Genomic DNA, 23,075 nt, shown 5'->3' on the forward strand with positions numbered 1-23,075 from the left:
TGCGACCGGATTCCGGGGCTTTCGGCGAGTCGATCGCCGGCGGCGTCGGCGAGGATTCCGCCGAACCGCCTCCGGGGAAAGCGGTGCAACTTGCCGAAAGGGTCGAAAAAGCAGCCGCCAGGGCGATGGCGGTGAATCGTCCCAAATGTGGTGGACGTGCCAAGCTTCTGCTCCGTTCCTCAGGCCCGGCAAGGCTGATCGGACCCTAGCGCATTCCCCCTGGGTTCGTTTCGGGGGTACCCGCGGTACTACGGCTTGGCCGGAAAACAGCTGTTCGGTAGCAGGCCTCCATGTAAATCTCTGGAGTCGCAACAGCTGTCGATGGAGGGGTTTCATGATTCGCCGCACAAATCCCCGCAAGGATCGCCGTACGGGAAATATCAGGGCGAGCAGGATCGGCGTGCTCGCCGTTCTGGCCGCCACCGCCGCCGCGCTGCTGCCGGTGGCCGATGCGAACGCCGTGAACCGGATCGACTGCGGTAACCACACCGATTACGCGAAGGTGTACAACTACGGCTACAGCGGCCAGCTCTGCTTCGCGAACGACGGGTGGATGTCGGTCCGTATCTACAACGTCGACCGGATCGACGCCGGTAACAACCGGGTCATCACGTACCTCGGCGGCGGGCTCGGCTCCTGGACGGTCTTCAACTGGGAGCAGTACGACTTCAACGGCAACCAGGGCCACCAGGTGATGATGTACGACATCAACCTCTCCCGCTGGTAGCCGGCGCGAGCCGTTGTCCTCCACGGGGTGCCGGGCGGGTGCGGACGCCCGGCACCATCCCGTGGTCGCCCTCCCGGCCCGGTCACAGCACCTCGACCGCGGCGCCCGACAGCCGGCGGCGGCAGTCCAGCACGTACCGGGCGTGCGTGGTGACGGCCTCGTAGTCGAACTCGTCGTGGTCGGCGAGCAGCACCACCGCGTCCGCCGCCGCCAGCTCCTCCGGTGTCGCCTCCACCCGGCGGACGGCGGCGAACGGATCGCCGTGCGGATCCTGCTCGGCGGCCCGCTGGCCGGGGATCACCGGCTCCGGGACGTGCACCCCGACCACCACGTGCGGGTCGGCGGCCCGGACCTCGGCGCCCATCCTGGTCAGCAGTTCGGCGACCCGGGCGGCCGGCGTCTCCCGGGCGTCCCCGGTGTTCTTCTTGTAGGCGAGCCCGAGCAGCAGCACCCGCGACCCCTTCACCGAGCGCCGCCGCTCGTTCAGCGCCTCGGCGAGCCGCCGCACCACGTAGTCGGGCATGTGGCTGTTGACGTCGTTGGCCAGCTCGACGAAGCGGAACGACTGGCCGAGTGCCCGCTCCACCCGCCAGGACAGATAGCAGGGGTCGATCGGCAGGCAGTGCCCGCCGACGCCCGGCCCCGGGGTGAAACGCAGATAGCCGAACGGCTTGGTCGAGGCGGCGTCGATCGCCTCCCAGACGTCGATCCCGAGGTCGTGCGCGAACATCGCCAGTTCGTTGACCAGCGCGATGTTCACATGGCGGAAGGTGTTCTCCAACAGCTTGGTCAGCTCGGCCTCCTTGCAGGAGGAGACCGGTACCGTCCGCTCGACCAGCTGTCCGTAGAAGCCCTCGACGGCCGTCAGGGCCGCCGGGTCCACACCGGAGACCACCTTCGGGGTGTTCTCCAGCCGCCAGGTCGGGTTGCCCGGGTCGATCCGCTCGGGGCTGTAGCCGAGGTGGAAGTCCCGGCCGGCGGTCAGGCCCGAGCCCTCCTCCAGCAGCGGCGCGAGCAGTTCCTCGGTGGTGCCCGGGTAGGTGGTGGACTCCAGGACCACCGTCGCCCCCGGCCGCAGGTGCTGGGCGAGCAGCCGGGCCGAGGACTCGATGCAGGACAGGTCGGGCACCCCGTCGCGCAGCGGCGTCGGTACGGTGATCACCGCGATGTCGAAGCCCGCCACGTCGGCCGGGTCGGCGGACGGCAGATAGCCGCCGCTCTCCAGCAGCGGGCGCAGCCGCTCGGAGGGGATGTCCTCGACGTACGACTCGCCGACCGCCAGCCGTTTGATCCGGCGCTCGTCCACGTCGTAGCCGACCACCCGGTGCCCCACTTCGGCCGCGCGGACCGCCAGCGGCAGCCCCACATAGCCCTGGCCTGCGATGACAACGCGCATGACGAAGAACCCCCTCCATCGCGACGCCCCCAGACCCCTCCGGAGCGTCCCCACACGGCCTTCACAACAGGGTAGGGAGCGGTGGCGGGGCGGCGTGCGCGTTCGGGCAAACGGGCGGGCGGTCCGGGCGCGGCGGCGCGGAGCGGACGAGGCCGAGACCCGTGGCGTCCTCCAGGAAAGGACGCCACGGTTCCCGGCGCTTGGGCGGGCGCCCCCACCCAGGGTCGCCCGGCCTCGCACCCCCGACCCCCATCGGGTGTGCGACTGTGCCGCCACAGCCATCCCCCACGGTTGGGTGCGGCGGGCACATTCACCATGGTGCGCGATCTCCATGGACGGCCAGTGACAGGAGTATGTCCAGTTCGTGGCAGATCGCGAAGCCGTGTGCGCGGCCCGGTGGCCGGTGGTTCGTCCGCGCCCCGGCCGCGCCCCGGCCGTGCCGTGGCCGTGCGCCGCGTGCGCGTCTGCGCCGCGGCGTAGGCTGGAGACCCCCGGCCGCACGGCGTGCCGGGCCGTTCGCGTTGCCCCGGCGGGCCTTCGTCGCCCGGGGGCAGCACCAGCCACGGGACGAAGAAGAGACTCCAGATGAGCCTGACCGGACTGCTCGATGTCGTCGCGCGGGACGCGGCCCTCGCCGAGGCGATCGAGGCCGCGACCGCCAGCGGTGCCGCCGCCGGCGGCCGCCGCCACCTGGACCTGGTCGGCCCGCCCGCCGCCAGACCGTTCGCCGTCGCGGCGCTGGCCCGCGCGCTCGCCGCGCAGGCGGCGGGGGAGCGCGGCCGGCCGGTGCTGGCCGTCACGGCCACCGGCCGGGAGGCCGAGGACCTCGCCGCCTCGCTCCGCTCGCTGCTGCCACCCGACGCGGTGGCCGAGTTCCCGGCCTGGGAGACGCTGCCGCACGAACGGCTCTCGCCGCGCTCGGACACCGTCGGCCGCCGGCTGGCCGTGCTGCGCCGGATCGTGCACCCGCGCGCGGACGACCCGGCGGCAGGCCCGGTGCAGGTCGTCGTGGCCCCCGTCCGCTCGGTGCTTCAGCCGCAGGTGAAGGGGCTGGCCGAGCTGGAGCCGGTGGCGGTCCGGCGCGGTGAGTCGCACGACCTGGAGGAGGTGGCCCGGCGGCTGTCGGCCGCCGCCTACGCCCGGGTCGAACTGGTCGAGAAGCGCGGCGAGTTCGCGGTGCGCGGCGGCATCCTGGACGTCTTCCCGCCGACCGAGGAGCACCCGCTGCGGGTGGAGTTCTGGGGCGACGACGTCGAGGAGATCCGCTACTTCAAGGTCGCCGACCAGCGCTCGCTGGAGATCGCCGACTTCGGCCTCTGGGCGCCGCCCTGTCGTGAGCTGCTGCTGACGGACGAGGTCCGGACGCGCGCCGCCGCGCTGGCCGTCGAGCACCCCGGGCTGGCCGAGATCCTGGACAGGATCGCCGAGGGCATCGCGGTCGAGGGCATGGAGTCGCTGGCACCCGTCCTGGTGGACGACATGGAACTGCTGATGGACGTGCTCCCGCTCGGCTCGGTCGCCGTGGTCTGCGACCCCGAGCGGGTCCGCACCCGGGCGGCCGACCTGGTGGCGACCAGCCAGGAGTTCCTGCACGCCTCGTGGGTGGCGGCCGCGGCCGGCGGGGACCGGCCGATCGACCTGGAGGCGATCGACGTCTCCGCCGCCTCGCTCCGTTCGCTGGCCGAGGTGCGCGAGCACGCCGAGGAGATCGGCCTGCCCTGGTGGTCGGTCAGCCCGTTCGCCACCAGCGAGTCCTCGGTGGACTCCGTCCTGGAGTTCGACGCCAACACGCTGACCCTCGGCATGCACGCGGTCGAGGCGTACCGGGGTGACACCGCCCGGGCGATCGCCGACGCCAAGGAACGGCTGGCCGCCGACTGGCGGGTCGTCATGGTCACGGAGGGGCACGGCCCGGCCTCCCGGCTCGCCGAGGTGCTCGGCAACGAGGGGATCCCGGCCCGGCTGGTCGCCGACCTCGCCGAGGCGCCCACCCGGGACGTCGTCCATGTCTCCTGCGGCTCGATCGAGCACGGCTTCGTCGACGAGGCGCTCAAGCTGACCGTGATCACCGAGACCGACCTGTCCGGCCAGAAGTCCTCCACCAAGGACATGCGCCGGATGCCGTCCCGGCGCCGCAACGCGATCGACCCGCTGGCGCTGGCCGCCGGGGACTACGTCGTCCACGAGGCGCACGGCGTCGGCCGCTACGTCGAGATGGTGCAGCGCACCGTGCAGGGCGCGACCCGCGAGTACCTGGTGCTGGAGTACGCGCCGGCCAAGCGCGGCCACCCCGGCGACCGGCTCTTCGTGCCGACCGACCAGCTGGACCAGGTCACCAAGTACGTCGGCGGCGAGGCCCCGACCCTGCACCGGCTCGGCGGCGCGGACTGGGCCAAGACCAAGCAGCGGGCCAAGAAGGCGGTCAAGGAGATCGCCGCCGACCTGATCAAGCTGTACTCGGCCCGGATGGCCGCCCCCGGCCACACCTTCGGCCAGGACACCCCGTGGCAGCGCGAGCTGGAGGACGCCTTCCCGTACGCGGAGACGCCCGACCAGCTGACCACCATCGCCGAGGTCAAGGCGGACATGGAGAAGTCCGTCCCGATGGACCGGCTGATCTGCGGCGACGTCGGCTACGGCAAGACCGAGATCGCGGTGCGGGCGGCGTTCAAGGCGGTGCAGGACGGCAAGCAGGTGGCGGTGCTGGTGCCGACCACGCTGCTGGTGCAGCAGCACTTCTCCACCTTCGCCGAGCGCTACGCGAACTTCCCGGTGACGGTGAAGGCGCTCTCCCGGTTCCAGACCGACGGCGAGGCGAAGGCCGTCCTGGAGGGCCTGTTCGAGGGCTCGGTGGACGTCGTCATCGGCACCCACCGGCTGTTCTCCTCGGAGACCCGCTTCAAGGACCTCGGCCTGGTCATCGTGGACGAGGAGCAGCGGTTCGGCGTCGAGCACAAGGAGCAGCTGAAGAAGCTGCGCGCCAACGTCGACGTGCTGACCATGTCGGCCACCCCGATCCCGCGCACCCTGGAGATGGCCGTCACCGGGATCCGCGAGATGTCCACCATCACCACCCCGCCGGAGGAGCGGCACCCGGTGCTGACCTTCGTCGGCCCGTACGACGAGAAGCAGATCTCGGCCGCGATCCGGCGTGAACTCCTGCGCGAGGGCCAGGTGTTCTACATCCACAACCGGGTGGAGTCGATCGACAAGGCGGCCGCCCGGCTGAAGGACCTCGTCCCCGAGGCGCGGATCGCCACCGCGCACGGGCAGATGGGGGAGACCCAGCTGGAGAAGGTCGTCGTCGACTTCTGGGAGAAGGAGTTCGACGTCCTGGTCTCCACCACGATCGTGGAGTCGGGCATCGACATCTCCAACGCCAACACCCTGATCGTGGAGCGCGGCGACACCTTCGGGCTCTCGCAGCTGCACCAGCTGCGCGGCCGGGTCGGCCGAGGCCGCGAGCGCGGGTACGCGTACATGCTGTACCCGCCGGAGAAGCCGCTGACCGAGACCGCGCACGAGCGCCTCGCCACCATCGCCCAGCACACCGAGATGGGCGCCGGTATGTACGTGGCGATGAAGGACCTGGAGATCCGCGGCGCCGGCAACCTGCTCGGCGGGGAGCAGTCCGGGCACATCGCGGGGGTCGGCTTCGACCTCTACATGCGGATGGTCGGCGAGGCGGTGGCCGAGTTCCGCGAGTCGCTGGCGGGCGGCGGCGAGCCGGAGGAGGAGCCGCTGGAGGTCAAGATCGAGCTGCCGGTGGACGCCCATGTGCCGCACGACTACGCGCCGGGCGAGCGGTTGCGGCTCCAGGCGTACCGCTCGATCGCGGCGGTCAACTCGGAGGCGGACATCACCCAGGTCCGCGACGAACTCGTGGACCGCTACGGGAAGCTGCCCGAGGCGGTGGAGAACCTGCTGATGGTGGCGGCGCTGCGGCTGTACGCCCGCCGGTGCGGCATCTCGGACATCACCCTGCAGGGTTCCAACGTCCGGTTCGGGCCGGTGGAGCTGCGCGAGTCGCAGCAGCTGCGGTTGAACCGGCTCTACCCGCGCAGCCAGGTCAAGGCCGCCGCCCGGCAGTTGCTGGTGCCCCGGCCGACGACCGGCCGGATCGGCGGCAAGCCGCTGGTCGGGCGTGAACTGCTGGGCTGGTGCGGTGAGTTCCTGTCGGCGATGTTCGACGACCTGGCGGGGGCGAAGAAGTAGCGGGCGCCGGGGGTCTGCCCCCGGGGGGGGCGGCGGTCCCGGGCGAACTGCCCGGGGCCGCCGTTGCGTGTTGCGCGGGTGGGGCACGCGTGCGCACCCTCCTCCAGTGACCGGGACTTGCCGGCGGGCCCCCCGGTCTCCCGCACCCGCGGGCATGACTTTCGACAGATCCGCCCCGCGCCGCCCTTCCGTACTGTCGTCTCCGTGCGAACAGGTGGACAGCGGTGGGACGGGTGGCTGGACGGCGGGCTGCTGGCGGTGGCGGCGGCGGCGACCGGGTGGAGTGTGTTCAGTCTCTGGTGGGCGCTGCCCGCGACGGCGGCCGCGTTCCTGGCGGGGCGGCGGACGGCGCGGGCCCGGTCGGCCGTCGCGGTGTTCGCCGGGCTGGTCGCCGTCGGGCTGGTGGCGGTGGCGGTGGTGCCGCGGTGGTTCGTGCTCGGGACGAGGTTCGTCCTGCTCTCGGTGTGCGTCGCGATGGGGCCGTGGCTGCTGGGGCGGTTCTGGCGCCAGTCGCAGGAGCTGGTGCGGGCCGGGTGGGAGCGGGCCGAGCGGCTGGAGCGCGAGCAGTGGCTGGTGGCGGAGCAGGCCCGGCTGCGGGAACGTGCCCGGATCGCCCAGGACATGCACGACGCGCTCGGCCACGATCTCAGCCTGATCGCCCTGCGGGCGGGGGCACTCAAGCTCGCACCCGGCCTGGCACCGCCGCACCGGGAGGCCGCCCAGGAGATCCGGGCGGGCGCCGCGGTCGCGGTGGAACGGCTCGGCGAGGTCATCGGCGTCCTGCGGGACGACGACGGGGGAGCCCCCCGTGGTCCGGCCGACGCGTCCATCGCGCAACTGGTCGTCGAGGCCGCGGCTGCCGGCCTGGACGTCCGGCTGGCCGTCACGGGCGAGCCGGACGGGCTGCCGAGGGCGGCCGAGCACGCCGCCTACCGGGTGGTGCAGGAGGCGCTGACCAACGCGGCCAAGCACGCACCGCGGGCGCTGGTCACCGTCGAGGTGGCGTACTCGGCGCAGGGGGCCCGGGTCGGGGTGGCCAACGGGCCGTCCCCGGCCGCGCCGGCGCCGGCGACCGGTGGGCGCGGGCTGATCGGACTCGCCGAGCGGGTCCGGCTGGCCGGCGGGGTCTTCACCCACGGCCCGGGGCCCGACGGCGGCTTCGAGGTGGTGGCGAGCCTGCCGCGGGTCCGCCCCGCGAACACCGCCCCCGCCCCCGGTCCTGGCTCCGCCCTCAGCCCTGGCTCCGCCCCTGGTCCCGCGTCCTCCGTACGGGTGGCGGAGACCCGGACGGCGGAGACGGCGGGGGAGCTCCGGCGCGCCCGGCGGCGGGTGGTCCGGGGGCTGGCGGCGGCGGTTCTGGTGCCGCTGGCGACCGGCCTGGTGCTGGTGCTCGCCGTGCGAGGATGGGCCTTCCACGTCACCAGCCAGGCGGTGCTGGACCCGGCCGGCTACGCGTCGCTCCGGGTCGGTCAGGACCGGGCCTCCGTGCGAGGCGTCCTGCCGGAGCGTCAGCTCACCTACCGGCCGCCCGCCATGGCGGCGGTGCCGCCGGCCCCGTCGGGAGAGGGAGTCGAATGCGAGTACTACGCGATGTCCGCGGATCTGTTGGTCGACTGGTCGGGCGACGCGTACCGGCTCTGCTTCCAGGGGCAGGTGCTGGTCTCGCTCGATGCTCTGCTCCGGTGAACGCGGGAGGCGGGCGGTGACGATTCGTGTGGTGATCGCCGATGACGAGCCGATGGTCCGGGCCGGAGTGCGCGCGGTGCTCAGCACCGACCCGGGCATCGAGATCGTCGCCGAGACCGGGGACGGCCGGGACGCCGTCGAACTGGTCCGGCGGCACCGGCCGGACGTCGTGGTGCTGGACATCCGGATGCCCGGAGCGGACGGTCTCACCGCCGCCGCCGAGATCCGCCGGACCGGCGCCGCCACCGGGATCGTCATCCTGACGACCTTCGGCGAGGACGACTACATCCTGCGGGCCCTCGGCGGCGGCGCCAACGGCTTCCTGATCAAGTCCGGCGAGCCGGAGGAACTGATCGCCGGCGTCCGGGCGGTGGCGGACGGCGCCGCCTACCTCTCACCCCAGGTGGCCGCGCGGGTGGTCGCCCATCTCGCCGCGGGCGGTGCGGGCGGGCCCGCCGACCGCCGGACCGCCGCCCGGGACCAGGTGGCCGGGCTGACCGTCCGGGAACGCGACGTGCTGACGCTGATCGCCGCCGGGCTGTCCAACGGTCAGATCGCCCGCCGGATCGGCGTGGTGGAAGGCACCGTGAAGGCCCATGTGAGCTCCATCCTGGCCCGGCTCGGCGTGGCCAACCGCGCGGCCGCCGCCGTCCTCGCGCACGAGGCCGGCCTGACCGTCGGCGGTTCGTGCGCGGGTGGCCCGCGCGACTGACGGCGCCAGCAGCAGCGGCCCCAGCAACGGCACGCCGCCCAGCGCGGACACCGCCCCGGTGGCGAGCGGGAGCAGCGCGACGACCACCGCCGCCGTGACGGTGGCGCCCAGGGCGGCCCCGGCGGCCACGTCGTGCGGGTAGTGCACCCCGGCCGCCACCCGCAGCGCGGCCGTGGCGCCGCCGACGGGTATGACGAGCAGGGCCCAGCGCGGCCGCAGCAGCACCAGGCCGGTGGCCAGGGCGACGGCCAGGGTCGCGTGGTTACTGGGGAAGGACCAGTCGCCCGGCGGCGGGCACTCGGCGACGGCCGGCACCCCGGGCAGCGCACGGCAGGGCCGCTCCTCGTCGACGATCAGCTTCAGCACCTCGCTGGTGCCGTACGCGAGCACCGTGCCGAGGCCGGTGAGCACGACCCCCGCGACCGGTCCGGCGGCGCGCCGACCGCGCGCCGTCCACCAGCGGAGCGCCAGCAGCAGACCGAGCACCAGCAGCCCGGCCTCGGTGGCGGGCTCCATCAGCGAGCCCAGCCAGTGCGGTGCGTCGGCGACCGCCTCGACCACCCGCCGGTAGCCCGTGGCGGACGGGCCGCCGACCACCCGGGCCGGTGCCTCCTCGCCGCCGCCCGCCGGGGCGAGCCACCCGACCACGCCGGCGCCCGCCCCCAGCAGGGCCACCGCCGACGCCACTCTCGCACCCGTCGCACCCGTCGTCCTGGCCGTGTCGGCGGCGGCCGTTCCCGTCGTGGTCGTGTACGTCCTGACCGTTCTCCTCATGCTCACCGACGGTAGGAGCGGCCGACGCCGGAGGCCCGGCCCGAAAGTCAGACGGGACCCTGGACGATCGTCAGGGTTGACAGCCGGGCTCCCGCTCCGCTGAGCCGTTCGGGCCACGGTCCGCGCGTCGGGCGCACGGCCGCCCTACCCTCGGGGAAACGCCCGGCCGGGCCCGCCGCCACCCCCGGAGACCAGCCATGCACCGTCGGACCGCCGCCGCGGGTGTCCTGCTCGCCGTCTCGGCGCTGGCCGCCTGCGGGAGCGACGGCCTGACGGCGGGTACGGCGGTGGTCCTGGACGGCCGGCGGATCCCGGTCGGCGCGGTGGAGGCCCGGGTGACGCAGCTGCGGGCCGCGTCCGGCGGTGCGTCGACGGACGTCCGGCAGCAGGCGGACGGGCTGGTGCGGCGGGCCGTCGCGGACCTGGTGCTCGACGCGGTGGTCGCCCGGGCGGTGGCCGACCGCGGCCTGGCCGTCGGCGGCGCCGAGGTCGCGGCGGTCCGGGCTGCGGAGGAGGGCCGGTACGGCGGTGCCGGTCCGCTGGCCCGGGTGCTGGTCGCGCGCGGCGTCCCGGCGGCCGGGGCCGACGCCTACTACCGGCGGCAGCTGGGTATCCGCGGCCTCGCCGCCGCGGCCGGGCAGGACGCCGGTACCCCGGCGGGCGACGCCACCGTCCGCCGGGCGCTGGCCGATGCCGCCACCACGCTCCACCTGCGGGTCAACCCCCGCTACGGCGGTTGGGACGCGGAGCGGGCGGTGCTGCTCCCCGACGCCCCGCCCTGGCTGGCCCGGTAGGGCCCGCCCCGCCCCGCCCCGCCGCCCCGCCGCCCCGCCGCCCGAAACCGGGACGCGGCGGGCCACCGGGGCCGGGTAGGTTCGGAGGGTGACGAATCCTCCGCCCGCGAAGCTGATCCTGCTCACCACCACCCACCGGGTGGCCCCCGGCCTGCTGGCCTGGCCCGCCTGGGAGGCGCTGCGCACGGCCGGGCGCGTGCTGGCGGCCGACGCCGACCACCCCCAGCTGGCCGCGGTGCGCCAGGCCGGGGTCGAGGTGGACCTCGTGCCGGCCGGCTCGGCGCCGGCCCTCGCCCGGCTGCTGACCGAGCCGGCGCCCGGCGCGGGCCCGACGGTCTGGCTGGGCGGCCCGGACGGCGACCCTGGCCTGACCGACGCGCTGGCGCGTCTCGCGGTCGAGCACGCGGGCGAGGTGCCGGAGATCGAGGTGCTGCCCGGCTCGTACGACCTGCCGGGCGCCCGGCTGCTCGACCTGGTCTCCGTGATGGACCGCCTCCGCTCGCCCGGCGGCTGCCCCTGGGACGCCGAGCAGACCCACGCCAGTCTGGTGAAGTACCTGGTGGAGGAGGCGTACGAGCTGGTCGAGGCGATCGAGGAGGGGGACCGCGACACCCTGCGCGAGGAGCTGGGGGACGTCCTTCTCCAGGTCTTCTTCCACTCCCGGATCGCCGAGGAGCACCCCACCGACCCGTTCTCGGTGGACGACGTGGCCGGGGACATCGTCGAGAAGCTGATGTACCGCCACCCGCATGTGTTCGGGGACGTCGAGGCCGAGGGCGCCGCCGAGGTGGAGGCGAACTGGGAGCAGCTGAAGGCCGCCGAGAAGTCCGAGCGCGAGTCGGTGCTGGACGGCGTGCCGGCCGGGCTGCCCGCGCTGGCGTACGCGGCGAAGCTGGTGTCGCGGGCGCGCCGGGCGGGCTTCACGGGCGTGCCGGACGAGCCGTACGAGCTGCCCGCCGAGCTCACGGCGGAGTCGGCGGGCAGGCTGCTGCTCGCGGTGGCGCAGCGGGCGCACGACGCGGGGGTGGACGTGGACGCCGCGCTGCGGGCGGCGGCGCGCGGCTACCGGGACGCGGTGCGCGCGGCCGAGGGGCTGAAGCCCGAGTAGCCGGGACTGCCCGGGCGGCCGGCTGCCCGGGCAGTCCCGGCAGGGGTCAGACGGGCTGGACGCTCTCCACCGGCCGGCGCTGCGGCGGGACGACCTCACCGATCGCCTCGCCGACCAGGGCGAGCAGCTCGGCGAGCCGTTCCAGGTCGAGGTGGTCGGGCAGCTCGGCGAGCGAGATGATCCGCTCGCCGTCCGGACCGGCCACACAGAACAGGTCGATCGGGCCGAGGTGCTTCTCGGCGGTGTCGACCAGGGCGGCGATGTCGCTCGGGCGGTGGATGTCGCCGCAGACGCCGACGACCGGGCAGCCCGGCCGGTCGAGCTCGGCGGCGAGGTCCTCGGCGATGCCGACCCGCAGGTCGGCGACGAGCACCCCGGAGGCGCCGGCGGAGGTGAAGCGGCGGGCGAGGTCGGCACCCGACCCGCCGTCGAGTACGGCGATGACCACGACTGCCCCGGCTACCCGCATGGTGCGCTCCTTCCAGTGGACGGCACCGCACCGTCGCCCACATTTTTTCGTTGGAGGATCGTAGGCACGTCCTGACCCTCCGCAACAGGGATTACCCCTCAGGTGACCAGGCTCACGCCTGCCGGGCCGGACTTACCCACCGGATACGGTCGTCCCATGCCAGTTCAGCCCGATTCCGCCCGCCCGCCGCTTTTCACGTGGGAGTTCGCCGCCGACCCGTACCCCGCGTACGCGTGGCTGCGCGAGCACGCGCCGGTGCACCGCACCACCCTGCCGAGCGGGGTGGAGGCCTGGCTGGTGACCAGGTACGCGGACGCGCGGCAGGCGCTCGCCGACGGCAGGCTCTCCAAGAACCCCGCCCACCACAGCGGGCAGGCGCACCGCACCGGCCGGGTGGGCATTCCGGGGGAGCGGCAGGCCGATCTGATGACGCACCTGCTGAACATCGACCCGCCGGACCACACCCGGCTGCGCCGGCTGGTGTCGAAGGCGTTCACGCCGCGCCGGGTGGCCGAGTTCGAGCCGCGGGTGCAGCAGCTCACCGACCGGCTGATCGACGGCTTCGCGGAGCGCGGCTCGGCGGACCTGATCCACGAGTTCGCCTTCCCGCTGCCCATCTACGCGATCTGCGACCTGCTCGGCGTGCCGTCCGAGGACCAGGACGACTTCCGGGACTGGGCGGGCATGATGATCCGCCACGGCGGCGGTCAGCGCGGTGGCGTCGGGCGCGCGGTACGGAAGATGCGGGCGTATCTGCTGGAGCTGATCCACCGCAAGCGGGCCGACCTCGGCGACGACCTGATCTCCGGTCTGATCCGGGCCAGTGACCACGGCGAGCACCTGACCGAGAACGAGGCCGCGGCGATGGCCTTCATCCTGCTCTTCGCCGGCTTCGAGACGACCGTCAACCTGATCGGCAACGGCACCTACGCGCTGCTGCGCAACCCCGGCCAGCGGGCCCTGCTGCAGGACTCGATCGTCCGCGGCGAGACCGCGCTGCTGGAGACCGGCATCGAGGAACTCCTGCGCTACGACGGCCCGGTGGAGCTGGCCACCTGGCGCTTCGCCACCACCCCGCTGACCATCGGCGGGGTGGACATCCCGGTCGGCGACCCGGTGCTGGTGGTGCTCGCGGCGGCGGACCGGGACCCGGCGCGGTTCTCCGACGAGAACACCCTCGACCTGGCCCGGACGGACAACCCGCACCTCGGCTTCGGGCACGGCATCCACTACTGCATCGGCGCCCCGCTGGCCCGGTTGGAGGGCCGGGCCGCACTGGCCACGCTGCTCTCCCGGCTGCCCGATCTGCGGCTTGCCGAAAGCCCGGAGAATCTGCGGTGGCGCGGTGGTCTGATCATGCGTGGACTTCGTGAACTGCCGGTCGAATTCACCCCGGAGAGGCCGTCGTCCGAGACCGTCGACTGAGGTTTCCGGCGCGTCAGTCGGGTGCCGTCGACCCGCTCCACGTGGCCTGAATCACCATTAAACCGGACATAGCACCTCGGTTGGTAGGCGCATGACCACGGGCCGTAATTTATGTGTGATGTGGGCGATATGAGCTTGTGATTGATGTGATGATCTGTCTAACCTCCCTGGAGTCCGCTGCTGCGGACCTCGTGCGCGGGACGCCGAATCCTGCCCGCCGCGTCACGGGAAATCGACCAGAACCCTTGGGCAGGGGCGGGGGAACCAGGTTTGTTGCCGTCCCCCACGGCTTGGGGTGAAGCCGCCCGCGCGGGCCGAGACGTTCCGCGTGACGCGGCCGGGCCACCTCCCGGTCCGAACCCGACAGCTCACCTCGCAGGCGTGCGGAGAGGGACATCTTCATGCTGTTCGTTGGAACTGGCCGTCACCGTCGTCGTACCCAGGCCGAGAAGGCCATCGCCGTCGCCGGTGTGGCCGGCGTCGGACTCGCGATGCCGCTCCTCACCGCCTCCGGTGCCTCGGCCGCCCCCGCCTCCACCTGGGACGCGGTCGCCCAGTGCGAGAGCGGCGGCAACTGGAGCATCAACACGGGCAACGGCTTCTACGGCGGCCTGCAGTTCACCTCCAGCACCTGGAAGGCGTACGGCGGCAACGCGTACGCCGCGCAGGCCAACCAGGCCAGCAAGGCCCAGCAGATCTCGGTCGCGGAGAAGGTCCTCGCCTCGCAGGGGCCGGGCGCCTGGCCGGTCTGCTCCCAGAAGGCCGGCCTGACCAAGGGCGGCGCCCCGGCCGCGGTCGACACCTCCGCCGCCGCCAAGCCCGCCACGCCGAAGCCGGCCCAGCCGAAGCCGGTTCAGCAGCAGGCCCAGAAGCCCGCGCAGAAGCCCGTCCAGCAGCAGGCCCCGCAGCCGGCCGCGAAGCCCGCCCAGCCCGCGCAGCAGAACACCCAGGCCCCGGGCTTCTCCGGCAAGGCTGGCTGGGACGCCGACGCGAAGGTGTACTGGTACCAGAACAACGGCGCCTGGTACTGGACCAGCCACCAGAGCGTCTACCAGCAGTACGCCGGCCAGGCCGCGAGCCAGGACTTCCGCCCGGCGGCCGCCCAGAGCGCCCCGGCCGCCGCGCCGAAGAGCGGTCACGGCTACACCGTCCAGTCCGGCGACACGCTGTCCACCATCGCCGCCGCCCAGGGCGTCTCCGGCGGCTGGCAGGCGCTGTACGACGGCAACCGCGGCACCGTCGGCGGCAACCCGAACCTGATCGTCCCCGGCCAGGTGCTCACCCTCGGCTGAGTCCCGCACAGGCGACAGCGGGCGAAGGGGGCCGGATTCGGCCCCCTTCGCCCGCTTCCGGCCCCGTCCATGGGGCAACCAGGTGAACTACCGGTGGGTAGGCAGGCCACACGCTGAGACGGGACCGAGGTCAGCGTGGCCCTGAGAGCCCGTGCGGTTAGGCTCTGGTCGTAACGACTCCGCAATCGTCCCGCCGACATCATCACCGTCAGCCGGACCCCTGCTTCCGCTAGGAGATGCCTCGTGCCGTCCATCGATGTCGTCGTAGCCCGTGAGATTCTCGACTCGCGTGGGAACCCCACGGTCGAGGTCGAGGTCGGCCTCGACGACGGCAGCACCGGCCGTGCCGCTGTCCCGTCGGGTGCCTCGACCGGCGCCTTCGAGGCGCTGGAGCTTCGCGACGGTGACAAGAACCGCTACTTCGGCAAGGGCGTGGAGAAGGCCGTTCTGGCCGTCATCGAGCAGATCGGCCCGGAGCTGGTCGGCTACGACGCCACCGAGCAGCGCCTGATCGACCAGGCCATGCTCGACCTGGACGCCACCCCGGACAAGTCCTCGCTCGGCGCCAACGCCATCCTGGGCGTCTCGCTGGCCGTCGCGCACGCCGCCGCCGAGGCCAGCGACCTGCCGCTGTTCCGCTACCTGGGCGGCCCGAACGCGCACGTCCTGCCGGTCCCGATGATGAACATCCTCAACGGCGGCTCGCACGCGGACTCCAACGTCGACATCCAGGAGTTCATGATCGCCCCGATCGGCGCGGAGTCCTTCTCCGAGGCCGTCCGCTGGGGCGTCGAGGTCTACCACACCCTCAAGGGCGTGCTGAAGGAGCGCGGCCTGTCCACCGGCCTCGGTGACGAGGGCGGCTTCGCGCCGAACCTGGACAGCAACCGCGAGGCCCTGGACCTCATCGTCGAGGCCATCCAGAAGGCCGGCTACGTCCCCGGCAAGGACATCGCGCTCGCCCTGGACGTCGCCGCCTCCGAGTTCCACGAGGACGGCGCCTACCAGTTCGAGGGCAAGGCGCTCTCGGCCAACGAGCTCATCGAGTACTACGCCGAGCTGGTCGCCGCCTACCCGCTGGTCTCCATCGAGGACCCGCTGGACGAGTCGGACTGGGACGGCTGGAAGGCCATGACCGTCAAGCTGGGCGACAAGGTCCAGCTGGTCGGCGACGACCTGTTCGTCACCAACCCGGTCCGCCTGGCCAAGGGCATCGAGACCGCCACCGCCAACGCGCTGCTGGTGAAGGTGAACCAGATCGGCTCGCTGACCGAGACCCTGGACGCCGTCGAGCTGGCCCAGCGCAACGGCTACCGCTGCATGATGTCGCACCGCTCCGGTGAGACCGAGGACGTCACCATCGCCGACCTGGCCGTCGCCACCAACTGCGGCCAGATCAAGACCGGCGCCCCGGCCCGCTCCGAGCGCGTCGCCAAGTACAACCAGCTGCTGCGCATCGAGGAGATCCTCGACGACGCCGCCGAGTACGCCGGCCGCGGCGCCTTCCCGCGCTTCAAGCACGAGGGCTGAGCCCTTCCGGCCCGGTCCCTCGGCCGTCCGGTAGCGCACGCCTGACCGGTGCCCCGCCGTTCACCCCGTAGGGTGGACGGCGGGGCACCGTCGCGACCAGGAGGGGAATCGGGAGATGGCAGGCTGGAGGATTCCGGGCTTGGCGGCCCGTCCCCGGTTCACGAGCCGGGCGACCGTCCTCGTCCTGGTGCTCTGCTCGCTGGTGGCGATCCTCGCCTACCCGACCCGCCAGTTCATCTCCCAGCGCTCCGAGATCTCCGCCCAGCGGGCGAAGGCCGAGCACACCCGGCAGCAGGTCGAGCAGCTGCGCCGGGAGAAGGCCCGCTGGCAGGACCCGGAGTACGTCAAGGCGCAGGCCCGCGCCCGGCTGCACTACGCGATGCCGGGGGAGACCCCGTACATCGCGGTGGACCCGGCCGGCCAGGGCGCCACCAAGTCCTCCGTCAGCTCGCCCGCCCCCTCCGAGGGCGCGGCCCACGGCCCGGTGACGGCGGCCAAGCCCTGGTACGCCAGCGTCTGGGACTCGGTCGACGCCGCCGACACAGCCGACACCGCCGCCCTGGCCCCGCCCTCTCCACCCGCCCCCGCCCTCGCTGGAGACAGCTCCCCCCATGACCACTGAGAACCACCCCACCGTCTCCGACTCCGACGTCGCGGCCATCGCCGCGCAGCTCGGCCGGGTCCCGCGCGGACTGCGCGCGGTCGCACACCGCTGCCCCTGCGGCAACCCGGACGTCGTGGAGACGGCCCCCCGGCTCGCGGACGGCACGCCGTTCCCGACCCTGTACTACCTGACCTGCCCCAAGGCCGCCTCGCTGATCGGCACCCTGGAGGCGGACGGCGTGATGAAGGAGCAGACCGCCCGGCTCGCCGAGGACCCGGAGCTGGCCGCCGCCTACCAGAAGGCGCACGAGGACTACATCGCCCGCCGGGACGCCATCGAGGTGCTGGAGGGCTTCCCGAGCGCCGGCGGCATGCCGGACCGGGTGAAGTGCCTGCACGTACTGGTCGGCCACTCGCTGGCGGCCGGACCGGGCGTCAACCCGCTCGGTGACGAGGCGATCGGCATGCTGGAGGACTGGTGGGCCAAGGGCCCGTGCGTCTCCGCCGACGAGGTCGAGGCCGCCGGTGGGCGGGTCGCGCGCAACCGCGCCAAGGAGCACGACCACGAGGCCGTGATCGCCGCCAAGCAGCGGAAGGCCGAGGAGCGCGCCGCGAAGAAGCGCGCCGCCGAGGAGGCCGGCCAGGACGACCGGGAGGCCGGCGCATGAGCGTCACCCGGGTCGCCGCGATCGACTGCGGCACCAACTCGATCCGGCTGCTGGTCGCCGACCTGGACCCGGAGACCGGGGAGATCACCGACCTCGACCGCCGGATGGTCATCAACCGGCTGGGCCAGGGCGTGGACCGGACAGGACGGCTGCACCCGGACGCGCTGGCCCGCACCTTCGCGGCCTGCCGCGAGTACGCGGAGGTCATCTCCGGGCTCGGCGTCGGCCCGGACCGGACCCGCTTCGTCGCCACCAGCGCCTCCCGGGACGCCGAGAACAGCGACGAGTACATCAGCGGTGTGCGCGGGATCCTGGGTGTCGAGCCCGAGGTGGTCAGCGGCGACGAAGAGGCGCACCTCTCCTTCGTGGGCGCCACCAAGGAGTTCACCGGTGGTCAGTTCCCGGCGCCCTATCTGGTCTTCGACCTCGGTGGCGGCTCCACCGAGTTCGTGCTGGGCACGCGGGACGTGCAGGCGGCCCGCTCGGTGGACATCGGCTGCGTCCGGCTGACCGAGCGGCACTTCGGCGGCGCCGAGCTGCCGACGCCGGAGCAGATCTCCGCCGCCCGGGCACACATCGCGGCCGAGCTGGACAAGGCCGAGGAGACCGTCCCGCTGACCGGTGCGGCCACCCTGGTGGGCCTGGCCGGGACGGTCACCACGGTCTCCGCGATCGCCCAGGACCTGCCCGTGTACGACTCCGAGGTGATCCACCACTCGCGGATCACCAGGGAGCGGGTGGCGCGGATCGCCGACGAGCTGCTGGCCGCCACCCACGCCCAGCGCGCGGCCATCCCGTCGATGCACCCCGGCCGGGTGGACGTGATCGCGGCCGGCGCGCTGGAGCTGCTGGAGATCATGGAGCGGACGGGCGCCGCCGAGGTGGTCGTCAGCGAGCACGACATCCTGGACGGCATCGCCTGGAGTATTGCCCGCTGACCTTCCGCGGGCCTTACCTCTCCGGCCCCGGAGCCCCGATCGGGGCTCCGGGGCCGGGGCGCGCCCGGGGCCGTGCGGGAAAGTTCGTGAATTTCTTCACATGACGATCCAGTCATTCGTCGCAGTCGTTGGCCCACTCCGTCCGAAATATGGGACCAAAGGTCCGTCCGACGTGCCGACCGTTGGATCGTAGGTGAGGCTCCCCTGGGGGTTTGAAAATCGAAATCATGCACGGGAACCCAGGCGCGGCACGGATCGTTGCTGCTCAGCCGGGTCATTCGAACGCGCGTGCTCTCCCGGGGCTCCGGTGGGTGGTGGGGCTGTACTCCTGAGCCGGGAAATGGGCCGCGAAGTGTAGCACAGGGTGTCCAGAAGCTTGTGACTGGGCTCACGAAGGCTGCTCCGAACGGTGCTGGATACTTTCGGATATGAGCACCACGGAGCGTCCTCGCATCCTCATTGTCGGCGGTGGTTACGTCGGCCTGTATGCCGCGATGCGCATCCTCAAGAAGATGCGTTACGGCGAAGCGACCGTCACGGTCGTCGACCCGCGGTCGTACATGACGTACCTGCCCTTCCTCCCCGAGGCGGCCGGCGGCAACGTCGCGCCCCGCAACCTCGTTGCCCCGCTGCGCAGCGCCCTGAAGAAGGCGGAGGTGCTCACCGGTGCGGTCACCGGTGTGGACCACGCCCGCAAGGTCGCCACCATCCAGCCGGCGGCCGGCGACTCGTACGAGCTGCCCTTCGAGTACCTGGTCGTCGCGACCGGCTCGGTCTCCCGCACCTTCCCGATCCCGGGTCTGGCGGAGCACGGCATCGGCATGAAGACGGTCGAGGAGGCCATCAGCCTCCGCAACCACGTCATGGCGCAGCTGGACAAGGCCGAGTCCACCACGGACGAGGCGGTCCGCCGCAAGGCGCTGACCTTCGTCGTCATCGGCGGTGGCTTCGCCGGTGTCGAGACGATCGCCGAGATCGAGGACATGGCGCGCGACGCCGCCAAGATCTACCGGACCGTCAGCCGTGACGACATGCGCTTCATCCTGGTGGAGGCGGCCAACCGCATCCTCCCGGAGATGGGCCCGGACCTCGGTCTGTGGACCAAGGAGAAGCTCGAAGAGCGCAACATCGAGATCTACATCGAGACCTCGATGGACTCCTGCGTCGACCAGCACGTCGTGCTGAAGAACGGCGTCGAGGCCGATGCCTCCACCATCGTGTGGACGGCCGGTGTGAAGCCGAACCCGGTGCTGGCCAACTTCGGCCTGCCGCTGGGCCCGCGCGGCCACGTCGACACCGCCCCGACCCTGCAGGTCCAGGGCTTCGACTACGTCTGGTCCGCCGGCGACAACGCCCAGGTGCCGGACCTCGCCGCCGGCGAGGGCGCCTGGTGCCCGCCGAACGCGCAGCACGCGGTCCGTCAGGCCGCCGTCCTCGGCGACAACGTCATCTCCGGGATGCGCGGCTTCCCGCAGTCCGAGTACAAGCACAAGAACCTCGGTGCGGTGGCCGGTCTCGGCCTGCACAAGGGTGTGGCGATCCTCTTCGGCAAGTACAAGCTGAAGGGCCGTCCGGCCTGGTGGTTCCACCGCCTGTACCACGGCGCCATGGTCCCGACCATGAACCGCAAGATCCGCGTCTTCACCGACTGGACGCTGGCCGTGTTCCTGAAGCGCGAGGCCGTCGGCCTGTCGCAGATGGAGAAGCCGTTCGAGGCGTTCCAGGAGGCTACGGCGCCCGCGCCGAAGCCCGCCGTGGCGGCCAAGCCGGCCGCGGACAAGGAACTCGCCAGCAAGTAAGCGACTGACACCCCGGCGTGGGAGCGTCGGGGTATGAGTCGGAGGCCCTCCGCCCGGCAACGCCGCCGGACCACGACCTCCGTGGTGCTCAGCCGGCCCGTGCGACCGGGCGGAGTACAAGAAGTACGGGAAGTCCCCCGCCGAACCCTCCGGCGGGGGACTTCCCGTTTCCTGTTCCCGGCTTCCCGGCTTCCCGGCTTCCCGGCTTCCGGCCTTCCCCGGCCGGCGGTCAGTCGGTCTTGATGCTCTCCAGGATGTCCAGCTTGGAGGCCCGGCGGGCCGGCCAGAAGGCGGCCACCAGGCCGACCACGCCGGCCAGTGCCAGGAAGAGCAGCAGCTGGCCGAAGGGGAGCACCGTGGTGAGGCCCTGCAGGCTCGACTTCAGCGTGCCGTTGATCGCCCAGGCCATGAAGCAGCCGAGCAGGACACCGATGCCGGCGCCGAAGACCGAGATCACCACGGACTCCAGCCGGACCATCCGCTTGATGCCGGAGCGGTCCAGGCCGATCGCCCGCAGCATCCCGATCTCGCGCTTGCGCTCGAAGACCGACATGGCCAGCGTGTTGATCACCCCGAGGATCGCGACGATCACGGACATCGCCAGCAGTCCGTACATCATGTTCAGCGCGAAGGTGATGGTCTGGCTGAACTCGTCGCGGACGTCCTGCTTGGACTGGACCTCGATCACCGGGTTGGCGCCGGTGGCGTCCTTGAGCGACTGCTTCAGCTTGTCGGTGGCGCCGTCGGCGCCCTTGACCAGGACGTTCCTGATGTAGGGCTGGGGATCGTGCTTGACGATCTCGCTGTTGGCCAGTGCGGCCCCGCCGACCATCCCGCCCTTCTGGTAGACACCGCCGACGGTGACCTGGCCGGTGGACTCGTCCGGGTAGGTGATCTTGACGGTCGAGCCGGTGGTGAGGTTGCCGTTCTTGGCGACATCCTCGTCGATCAGGATCTGGCCCTGGCCGAGCCCGGCGGTGGAGCCGCTGGTCAGCTTGACCGAGACGAGCTTGTCGAAGGAGTCCTGGTTCAGCCCGGTGATCTCCTGGTTCTTGCCGTTGAGGTCCCAGTAGACGGTGGTGAACGGCGAGGAGGCGGTCACCCCGGGGGTCTTGGCGATCTCGGCCGGGACCTTGTCCGAGAGGCTCATGCCGTTGGCGGCCCCGACCAGGTAGTCGGCCTTCAGGGAGCTGGTGACGGCCTTGTCTATCGCGTCGCCGACCGAGGCGCCGATCACCGTCAGACCGCTGACCAGGGTCAGGCCGATGGTGAGCGCGGCGGCGGTGGCCGCGGTGCGGCGCGGGTTGCGCACCGCGTTCTGCCGGGCGAGCTTGCCGGGCATGCCGGCCAGCTTCCCGAGGACCGGGCCGATCAGGGCGATGACCGGGCGGGAGAGCAGCGGCAGCAGGACGAAGACGCCGACCAGGGCCAGCACGGCGCCGACCGCGACCGGCATCCGGCCGTCGCCGTTGCCGGTGGACGCGCCGTAGGCGATCAGCGCGGCGCCGCCGGCGGCGCCGATCGAGCCGATCGTGTTGCGGACCACCAGACTCTTCTGGCTGCTCGGCTGGTCACCGCTGCTCATCGCGGCCACCGGGGCGATCCGGGAGGCCCGCATGGCGGGCAGCAGGGCGGAGAGCACCGTCACCACGATGCCGACCACCAGGGTGACGGCCACGGTGAGCGGCTTGATCACCAGCGGGCCGCTGGGCATCCCGCTGTCCATCGCGCCGACCAGGGACTGCAGCCCGGCACCGATGCCGACACCGACCACCAGACCGGCCGCGGCGGACAGGGCACCGATCGCCAGGGCCTCGATCAGCACGGACCGGGTGACCTGCTTGCGGCTGGCACCGATCGCCCGCAGCAGCGCGAGCTCCTTGGTGCGCTGGGCGACCAGCATGGTGAAGGTGTTGGCGATGATGAAGATGCCGACGAAGAGTGAGATCCCGGCGAAGGCGAGCAGCATGGTGCGCATGCTCTCGGTGCCGCTGGTGATCATCTTCTGCTCGTCGTCCTTGAGCTGCTGACCGGTCTCGGCGTTGAGCTGCTGGCCGGCCGGGAGCTTCGGCTGGACCTGGGAGAGCAGCGCGTCCTCGGTGGTGCCGGGCTTGGCGGCGAGCACGATGCTGCTGTAGCGGCCCGGCTCCAGCAGCAGCTGCTGGGCGCTGGCGCGGTCGAACAGGGTGAGCGTGCCGCCGGTGTTCACCACCGGGTCGTCGGTGGTGAAGATGCCGGTCAGCCGGGCCTCGATCACCGGGCCGTTGGAGGCGAGCCGGACGGTGTCGCCGACCTTGTAGCCGCCCTTGTCGGCGGTCTTGCGGTCGAGCGCGATCTCCTTGGCCGTCTTCGGGCCCTGGCCCTCGGCCATCGGGTAACGCGGGTCCTTGCCGTCCTGGCCGGGGGCGAAGTTGGCGCCCTTGGCGCTCCACGCCTTGCCGATCAGATTGCCGCTGCGGTCGGCGACCCCGGTGAAGCCGCTGACCACGCCGCGGGCCTGGGCGGTGCCGGGGAGCGCGGCGAGCTGCTGGACCGTGGCGTCGGTCAGGGTGGCCGAGCTCTTGTCGCTCTTCTCCCGGGCGCTGGCGGAGGAGCCCGCGGCCCGGTCGACGATCTGGACCGACACGTCGGTGTAGCTCTTGGAGTTGCTGTCCCGCATGGCCTTGCCGAAGGTGTCGGAGAAGACCATGGTGCCGGCCACGAAGGCGGTGCCCAGCATGACGGCCAGTGCCGTCATCAGCAGTCGGCCCTTGTGGGCCAGCACATTGCGCAGTGCGGTGCGATACATGGGGTGTCCTGGGGTCAGGTAGGGACGGGCGGCTGCCGGCGGAGCGTCAGCTCGTACGGCCCTTGGCGTCGAAGCGGCGCATGCGGTCCAGGACGGTGTCGGCGGTGGGGTTGACGAGTTCGTCGACGATGCGGCCGTCGGCGAGGAAGAC

Annotated in this window: 16 protein-coding genes, 2 pseudogenes and 1 riboswitch; of the genes and pseudogenes, 13 read left to right on the plus strand and 5 right to left on the minus strand. The window is 72.4% G+C overall.

The window, feature by feature from the left end:
- The first annotated feature begins 334 nt into the window (after nucleotides 1–334).
- A complete protein-coding gene (locus AB0P06_RS11860) occupies nucleotides 335–727 on the plus strand; it encodes a beta/gamma crystallin domain-containing protein (RefSeq protein WP_363606996.1) in 393 nt (130 codons plus the stop codon).
- A gap of 82 nt (nucleotides 728–809) precedes the next feature.
- On the opposite strand, the gene AB0P06_RS11865 is transcribed toward AB0P06_RS11860, so the two are convergent.
- Nucleotides 810–2,123, minus strand: coding sequence for a nucleotide sugar dehydrogenase (locus tag AB0P06_RS11865; protein ID WP_363606998.1), 1,314 nt, complete (start codon nucleotides 2,121–2,123; stop codon nucleotides 810–812).
- 585 nt (nucleotides 2,124–2,708) lie between these two features.
- Here AB0P06_RS11865 and mfd point away from each other — a divergent pair.
- From mfd to AB0P06_RS11880, 3 genes are all read left to right on the plus strand, one after another.
- Nucleotides 2,709–6,338 carry a transcription-repair coupling factor gene (mfd, locus tag AB0P06_RS11870; protein WP_363606999.1) on the plus strand — a complete coding sequence of 1,210 codons (3,630 nt, stop codon included), beginning with the start codon at nucleotides 2,709–2,711 and terminating at the stop codon, nucleotides 6,336–6,338.
- Between the two features lie 204 nt (nucleotides 6,339–6,542).
- The gene (locus AB0P06_RS11875; protein WP_363607000.1) at nucleotides 6,543–8,024 is read left to right on the plus strand and encodes a histidine kinase; all 1,482 of its coding nucleotides are present in this window, start codon (nucleotides 6,543–6,545) and stop codon (nucleotides 8,022–8,024) included.
- 16 nt (nucleotides 8,025–8,040) lie between these two features.
- Nucleotides 8,041–8,736 carry a response regulator transcription factor gene (locus AB0P06_RS11880; protein ID WP_363607001.1) on the plus strand — a complete coding sequence of 232 codons (696 nt, stop codon included), beginning with the start codon at nucleotides 8,041–8,043 and terminating at the stop codon, nucleotides 8,734–8,736.
- Nucleotides 8,737–8,826: 90 nt separating this feature from the next.
- Here the strand turns inward: AB0P06_RS11880 and AB0P06_RS11885 are convergent.
- Nucleotides 8,827–9,510, minus strand: a pseudogene (locus AB0P06_RS11885) (phosphatase PAP2 family protein); the annotation flags it as partial.
- 197 nt (nucleotides 9,511–9,707) lie between these two features.
- On the opposite strand from AB0P06_RS11885, the gene AB0P06_RS11890 reads away from it, so the two are divergent.
- Both AB0P06_RS11890 and AB0P06_RS11895 read left to right on the plus strand, forming a co-directional pair.
- On the plus strand, nucleotides 9,708–10,304 hold the full coding sequence (locus AB0P06_RS11890) for a hypothetical protein (RefSeq protein ID WP_363607003.1): 597 nt from the start codon (nucleotides 9,708–9,710) through the stop codon (nucleotides 10,302–10,304).
- 88 nt (nucleotides 10,305–10,392) lie between these two features.
- A complete protein-coding gene (locus AB0P06_RS11895; protein ID WP_363607004.1) occupies nucleotides 10,393–11,412 on the plus strand; it encodes a MazG family protein in 1,020 nt (339 codons plus the stop codon).
- Between the two features lie 46 nt (nucleotides 11,413–11,458).
- On the opposite strand, the gene AB0P06_RS11900 is transcribed toward AB0P06_RS11895, so the two are convergent.
- A complete protein-coding gene (locus tag AB0P06_RS11900; RefSeq protein WP_363607005.1) occupies nucleotides 11,459–11,881 on the minus strand; it encodes an SDR family NAD(P)-dependent oxidoreductase in 423 nt (140 codons plus the stop codon).
- Between the two features lie 156 nt (nucleotides 11,882–12,037).
- Between AB0P06_RS11900 and AB0P06_RS11905 the strand changes: the two genes are divergently transcribed.
- The 7 genes from AB0P06_RS11905 (at nucleotide 12,038) to AB0P06_RS11935 (ending at nucleotide 20,136) form a co-directional block, all read left to right on the plus strand.
- Entirely contained in the window at nucleotides 12,038–13,306 is a 1,269-nt protein-coding gene (locus AB0P06_RS11905) for a cytochrome P450 (RefSeq protein WP_363607006.1), read from the plus strand.
- Between the two features lie 224 nt (nucleotides 13,307–13,530).
- Nucleotides 13,531–13,702, plus strand: a riboswitch (cyclic di-AMP (ydaO/yuaA leader).
- A gap of 5 nt (nucleotides 13,703–13,707) precedes the next feature.
- Nucleotides 13,708–14,598 carry a transglycosylase family protein gene (locus AB0P06_RS11910; protein ID WP_363607007.1) on the plus strand — a complete coding sequence of 297 codons (891 nt, stop codon included), beginning with the start codon at nucleotides 13,708–13,710 and terminating at the stop codon, nucleotides 14,596–14,598.
- 243 nt (nucleotides 14,599–14,841) lie between these two features.
- Nucleotides 14,842–16,128, plus strand: a complete 1,287-nt coding sequence (gene eno, locus AB0P06_RS11915) for a phosphopyruvate hydratase (RefSeq protein WP_363607009.1) — start codon at nucleotides 14,842–14,844, stop codon at nucleotides 16,126–16,128.
- A 139-nt stretch (nucleotides 16,129–16,267) separates the two neighbouring features.
- Nucleotides 16,268–16,750, plus strand: coding sequence for a septum formation initiator family protein (locus AB0P06_RS11920; protein ID WP_363607010.1), 483 nt, complete (start codon nucleotides 16,268–16,270; stop codon nucleotides 16,748–16,750).
- Nucleotides 16,722–17,399 (plus strand): DUF501 domain-containing protein, encoded by a 678-nt coding sequence (locus AB0P06_RS11925; RefSeq protein ID WP_363607028.1) that lies wholly within the window; start codon nucleotides 16,722–16,724, stop codon nucleotides 17,397–17,399. The genes AB0P06_RS11920 and AB0P06_RS11925 overlap by 29 nt, the downstream gene beginning before the upstream one ends.
- Nucleotides 17,396–18,337: a Ppx/GppA phosphatase family protein gene (locus AB0P06_RS11930; protein WP_363607011.1), complete on the plus strand. Its 942-nt coding sequence runs from the start codon at nucleotides 17,396–17,398 to the stop codon at nucleotides 18,335–18,337. Before AB0P06_RS11925 ends, AB0P06_RS11930 begins: the two co-directional genes overlap by 4 nt.
- 428 nt (nucleotides 18,338–18,765) lie before the next feature.
- Nucleotides 18,766–20,136, plus strand: a complete 1,371-nt coding sequence (locus AB0P06_RS11935) for an NAD(P)/FAD-dependent oxidoreductase (protein WP_363607012.1) — start codon at nucleotides 18,766–18,768, stop codon at nucleotides 20,134–20,136.
- 229 nt (nucleotides 20,137–20,365) lie between these two features.
- Here the strand turns inward: AB0P06_RS11935 and AB0P06_RS11940 are convergent, their stop codons facing one another.
- Entirely contained in the window at nucleotides 20,366–22,924 is a 2,559-nt protein-coding gene (locus AB0P06_RS11940; protein WP_363607013.1) for an FtsX-like permease family protein, read from the minus strand.
- 46 nt (nucleotides 22,925–22,970) lie between these two features.
- Nucleotides 22,971–23,075 (minus strand): annotated as a pseudogene (locus tag AB0P06_RS11945) (ABC transporter ATP-binding protein); the annotation flags it as partial.

The organism is Kitasatospora sp. NPDC088351 (assembly GCF_040685575.1).
Classification (GTDB): domain Bacteria; phylum Actinomycetota; class Actinomycetes; order Streptomycetales; family Streptomycetaceae; genus Kitasatospora.